This is a genomic window from Salipiger sp. HF18 (assembly GCF_011806505.1).
GTDB lineage: Bacteria > Pseudomonadota > Alphaproteobacteria > Rhodobacterales > Rhodobacteraceae > Salipiger > Salipiger thiooxidans.
In genome coordinates, this window is sequence record NZ_JAATOS010000266.1 from 1 (window position 1) to 5,656 (window position 5,656).

At 70.2% G+C, this 5,656-nt stretch carries 4 protein-coding genes and 1 pseudogene; all 5 read right to left on the reverse strand.

Going from position 1 to position 5,656, the window contains the following annotated elements; translation table 11 throughout:
- On the reverse strand, window positions 1-2,850 hold a 2,850-nt coding region (locus tag HC022_RS17960; RefSeq protein ID WP_167453346.1), incomplete at its 3' end, for an efflux RND transporter permease subunit.
- Between the two features lie 3 nt (window positions 2,851-2,853).
- Window positions 2,854-4,329, reverse strand: coding sequence for an efflux RND transporter periplasmic adaptor subunit (locus HC022_RS17965; protein ID WP_167453347.1), 1,476 nt, complete (start codon window positions 4,327-4,329; stop codon window positions 2,854-2,856).
- Between the two features lie 99 nt (window positions 4,330-4,428).
- Window positions 4,429-4,971 (reverse strand): molybdenum cofactor biosynthesis protein B, encoded by a 543-nt coding sequence (gene moaB, locus HC022_RS17970; protein ID WP_167453348.1) that lies wholly within the window; start codon window positions 4,969-4,971, stop codon window positions 4,429-4,431.
- Window positions 4,972-4,992: 21 nt separating this feature from the next.
- Complete coding sequence (locus tag HC022_RS17975; protein WP_167453349.1) at window positions 4,993-5,538, reverse strand: hypothetical protein; 546 nt, start codon at window positions 5,536-5,538, stop codon at window positions 4,993-4,995.
- Window positions 5,535-5,656 (reverse strand): annotated as a pseudogene (locus HC022_RS29285) (uracil-DNA glycosylase); the annotation flags it as partial. The gene HC022_RS17975 and the pseudogene HC022_RS29285, both read right to left, overlap by 4 nt.

A 5,656-nucleotide genomic window follows, 5' to 3' on the forward strand; every position in this document is an offset into this window, starting at 1 on the left:
CGTCACCAGCACGATGGAATCGTTGATGATGATGCCGGTCATGCCGAGGATGCCCACCACGGTGAACATCGACATCGGCACCTCCCACAGCGCGTGGCCGTAGATCGTGCCGACGAGGCCGAAGGGAATCACCGACATCACAACCAGCGGCCGGGTCCAGCTCGCGAAGACCCATGCCAGCACGAGGTAGATGCCCAGCAGCACCAGCGTGAGGCCTGTCCGCGCGTCCGAGAGGAACGCATCCTCCTGCTCGGACAGTCCGGCCATCCGGAACTCGATCTGCCGCCGCTCGGCGATCGAGGGCAGGATCTCCTGTTCGAGCGCCTGCATGATCTCGGCGGCGCGGTCGGCGTCGTCCTCGGAGATGTCTCCGGTGACCGAGATCAGCCGGATACCGTTCTCGCGCCGCACCGTCGAGAAGCCGGTCTGCCGCGTCACGCTGACCAGATCCGCAAGGGGTACATAGGCGCCTTCGGGGGTGCGCAGCTGCGTGCGTTCGAGAAAGTCGGCGGTCTGCTCGGTCTCGGGCAGCTCGACGCGGATCTCGGTGCTGCGCGGGCCGTCGGGATAGGTCGCCGCCTCGATGCCGCCGATGCGGTGCCGCAGCACCGTGCCCAGCGCGTCGATAGTGAAGCCCAGCGCCTTGCCCTGCGGCGTCAGCTCGAGCACCAGCTCGTCCTTGTCGTAGCTGAGGTTGTCCTCGACCGCCGACACCTCGGGAAAGCGCAGCAGCGCGGTCTTCAGATCCTCGGCGGCGGCCTTCAGGGTCTCGGAGGTGGCGCCGAAGAACTGCACGTCCAGCGCCGAATCCCCGGGGCCGGAACGCCAGCCGCGGAAGCTGATGGTCTCGACCAGCGGGTGCCGCTCGACCCGCTCCTGCAGCTCGCCCACGAAGGCGAAGCTGGAATAGGGCCGCAGGTCGGCGTCGATGAGCTCGATCGAGATGCCGCCGAGCTGGTCCTCGTCCTTGCTGTCGCTCCCCGCGAGGCCGTACCCTGCGTTGCCGCCAATCTCGGCGATCACGTAGTCGATGGGGTTGCGACCGTAGCGGTCCTCATACTCGCGACCAAGCTCGTCGGCCATGCGCTGCAGCATCCGCATCTGCTCGAGCGTGTCGGCGCGCTTGGCCCCGGGCGCCATGGCGAAATTGCCGGTGATCGAGGGCTGCTCGGGCGAGTTGAAGAAGCGCCACTGCACGTCGCCCCGGATGAACAGCGCCGCCTGGCTCGCAAAGGCCAGCACGGCACCGGCCAGCCCCACATAGCGGGCCCGGATGACGCCCGCCATGAACGGCCGGAACAGCCGCTCGCGGACCCAGCGGAAGCCGCGGTTCACCATGCGTGAGGGCATGTCGTACCAGTGCTGCTTGCGCGAATGCGCGATGGCGTGGGCCATGTGATTGGGCAGGATCAGGAAGCACTCCACGAGGCTCGCCAGCAGCACCGCGATCACCGTGAAGGGGATGTCCTGGATCATCTGGCCGAAGCGCCCGCTGATCGCGGTGAGCCCGAAGAAGGCGATGACCGTGGTCAGGGTCGACGAGAACACCGGCAGCGCCATGCGCCGCGCGGCAAGCTCGGAGGCCTCGACCGGCCCGTAGCCGTGGCGCGACATGTGGTCCGCGTGCTCGCCCACCACGATGGCGTCGTCCACCACGATGCCCAGCGTGATGATCAGCGCGAAGAGCGAGATCATGTTGATGGTGAGCCCCGAGGCATACATCAGCGCCAGTGCCGCCAGCATCGAGGTCGGGATCCCCGCTGCCACCCACAGCGCGGTGCGGGCGTTGAGGAACAGGAACAGCAGCACGACCACCAGCAGAAGGCCGGTGGCGCCGTTCTCGAGCAGGATGTTGAGCCGCGCGGTGATCGCCTCGGCGCGGGTGCGGATCAGGTCGACGCTGGTGCCCTCGGGCAGCGCCGCCTGGAACGACCGCGCCACGTCCTCGACCGTGTGCTGGATCTTGATGGCGTCGCCCTGCGCCGAGCGATCCACGCGGATCGAGATCGCCGGATTGCCGCCGACGAAATAGGTGCGGGCGCGGTCGACGCCCTCGACCCGCACGGTCGCCACGTCGCCGACGGTGAGCTTGGTGCCGTCCTGTTCCGAGCGCAGCACGATGGCCGCGATGTCGTCGGCGCTGCGCTTCTCCACGCCGGTGCGCACGCGGGCATTGGCGCCCGAGACGTCGCCCGCCGGGTTGGCATCGACCTCGCCGGCGATGGCGGTCGCGATTTCCTGCATGGTGACGTCATGGGCGATGAGGTTGCGCGTCGGCACCTCGACGATGACCTGCGGCGCGGCGAGCCCGCGGATGGTGGTGCGGGTCACGCCCTCGGAGAAGAGCCGCAGCACGAACTCGTCGGCGAAGCGGGCAAGCTGGGCGGTCGCCACCGGACCGGTGATCACCACGTCGGTCACCCGGTCGCGCCAGCCACCCGAACGGATGGTCGGGTCCTCGGCGTCGTCGGGCAGCTCGGTCACGCTGTCCACGGCGACCTGGATATCGTCCACCGCCTTCATCATGTCGTAGCCCGGCTCGAACTCGAGCTCGATCGAGGCCGAGCCCTCGCGCGACATGCTCTCGGAACTCACCACCCCCTCGACCGCGAGCAGCGTCGGCTCCAGCAGCTGCACGATGCCCGAATCGACGTCCTCGGGACCGGCGCCCTCCCACGTGACGCGGACGGTCACGTCGTCGTCCACCACGTCGGGGAAGAACTGTGCCCGCATGTTGGGCACCGCGAGCAGCCCCGAGGCCAGCAGGATCACAAGCAGCAGGTTCGCGACCGTGGGGTGGCGGGTGAAGTAGCTGAGGATGCCGCGCGCCGGGCCGGGGATCTGTCGCAAGGATCAGCCCCCCATCCGCTCTTCGATGCGCTGCACGACCTGCACCGGCACCCGGTCCTGCGACAGCTGCGAGAGGATGCGCTCCTTGGCCTCGGCCGGCATCCGCGTGCTGGATTCGACGAAGGCCACCAGACGCGCCCGCTGCTCGGTGGAGAGCTCGACCATCTCGGGGCCCTCGGTCGCGGCGGGCGTCGCCGTCGCGGCGCCCTCGCCCGCGCGCAGCGGCCGCACCTTGATGCCGGCGCCAAGCAGCGGCGTGCGCTCCATGACGACTTCGCGGCCTTCCAGCGCATCGCCCTGAACCAGCACGTCGTCGCCCTGACGGCGCAGCAGCCTGACCGGCACCGGCTCGAGCCGGTCGTCGGCATCCAGCGCCAGCACCTGGCTCGCAGCGTCGAGCGCCGTTGACGGCAGGCGGACCACCCGCTCCAGCGGCGCCTCGGTGACCTCGACGGTGACGAAATCGCCGGGCTTCAGCCCTGCGGGCCGGTCAAGCGTCGCATAGAGCAGCCGCCCGGTCTGGCCTGCGCCCACCACCGCCCCCTCGCGCGAGAGCCGTCCCTCGGCCACCAGATCGGCACCGTAAAGTTCGAGCCGCGCCAGCACCGGCGTGGCGCGCGGGCGTCCGTCGTCGCCCAGCAGCCGGGCGTATTGCAGGGTCGAGACCCGGAACGCCACCTCGAGCGCCTCGGGATCGACCAGCGTGGCAAGCTGTTCGTTGGCCGAGACCCGGCGCCCGGCCACCACGGCCACGTCGCTGAGCTGGGCGTCGAAGGCGGCGCGGATCTCGGTCTCGTCGAGCCGGCGCTGCGCCTCGTCACGGCTGATCCGTGCCCGCGCGAGCCCCGTGGTCGCCTGGTCGACCCGGGCCACGGCCTGCGCCACCGCCTGCCGCTGGCTCACCACCGACTGCCGCGCCGAAGACGCGGCCAGCTCGGCCTCTTCGACCGCGGCGGCGGTGCCGACATCGCGCCGGGCAAGGTCCTGCTGCCGCTCGTAGGCGTTCTGGCGCAGCACCGCCTGCTCCTCGGCGGCGCCCAGCGCGTCTTCCTCGAGCCCGACCGCCCGGCGCGCCTCACGCAGCTCAGCCTCGGCGTCGGTGAGGGCGGTCTCAGCGCTCTGCAGCGCCGCCTCGAGATCCGCCGGGTCGATGCGTGCCAGCACCTGCCCCGCCGCCACCCGTCCGCCTTCGACGAACTCGGGCGCGAGCTCCATCAGCGTGCCCTCGATGGCGCTGCGCAGCTCCAGCGTGCGGCGGCTCTGGACCTCGCCGAAGGCGGTCAGCACCGGGGTCACGGTCTCGAAGGCGACCGGCGTCACGTTCACCGCGAAGACCCGTTCGCGCGCCTCGGGCATGCGCGGCACATCGTTCAGCCGCACCATCACCGCGTCGCGCACCAGCGCCCCGGCGTAGACCAGCAGCGCCAGGGTCAGCGAGAGCAGAAAGAGACCAACGAGGCTCTGGCGGAGAAAACGCATCCTGGCTTCCCTCGGGGATCGGACCAAAGGGCCCTGACTCAGATTATCATATGAGACGACACGCCGTGTCGCACCACGTTCATGTTACGTGGCTTCGCGTCATTTCCGTCGCTTGTGTTCCTCGAGGCGCGGAAAGATCTCGACGAAATTGCAGGGCAGGTGCCGGTAATCGAGCTGGAACCCGAGGATTTCGTCCCAGGCATCGCGGCAGGCGCCGGTGCTTCCCGGCAGCGCGAACAGGTAGGTGCCGCCCGCCACCCCGCCGGTGGTGCGGCTCTGCACCGCGCTGGTGCCGATTTTCTGCATGGAAATCAGGGTGAAGACCGTGCCGAAGGCGTCGATCTCCTTCTCGTAGACATCCCGGTGCGCTTCGACAGTCACGTCGCGCCCGGTGAGCCCGGTGCCGCCGGTCGAGATCACCACGTCGATCTCGGGGCTGGCGACCCACTCACGCAGTTGTGAGGCGATCAGCTCGCGGTCGTCGGTGCAGATCGCCCGCGCCGCGAGCGTATGGCCCGCGTCGGTGAGCCGCTGCACCAGCGTGTCGCCCGAGCGGTCCTCGGCCAGGGTGCGGGTGTCGGAGACGGTAAGAACGGCGATGCGGACGGGAATGAATTCTCGCGACTCGTCGATACGGGACATGGCGGCCTCGGGTGGTCGGTTTCAGCGGCAGGGGTCGGTCACAGGCAGGCGCGGCGTGGCGAAGACCTTCGCGAAGCGCCTCAGCGACGCATCCTCTGCGATATGGGCGGCAAAGGCCAGCGGCGCGCTGTCGCGGTCGCGGCAATCGAGCGCCTTACGCCCGCGCGCCCGTTCGAGCGCCGCCAGCATCGCCGCGCGCCGCGCCTCGGGCGACATCGGCGGCACGGTGTTCTCGGCGAAGAAGTCCACGCCGCGCAGCAGCTGCCCCGCCGCCCGGTCGCGCTGCGGCACGGTGAAGAGGTCGGGGCAGCTCTGGACCGCCGCCGCAGCCACCACCAGGCGGCGCAGGGCACAGCCCGCCGGGCCCCAGCCGCTCTGGTCCTCGGCCCGGATGCGCCGACCGCGGCGCTCGACGATCACCGGCCCCGGCAGTTCGAGCCGCTCGACCCCGGGTGCCGGACGCAGGACCGCGTCGGCGTGCTCGGCAAAGAGCCGGTCGTAGTCGATGGCGAATTCCGCAGCGGCGGCGGGCGTGGCGAGCATCAGCGCGAGGGCAAGCGCCCTCATCCCAGAGCCCGCAGCTTGGCGCCGACCGCGAGCATGTCGGCCCAGGCCTCGCGCTTCATCTGCGGCTGGCGCAGCAGGTAGGCAGGGTGGAACATCGGCATCGCAGGGCGCCCCTCGG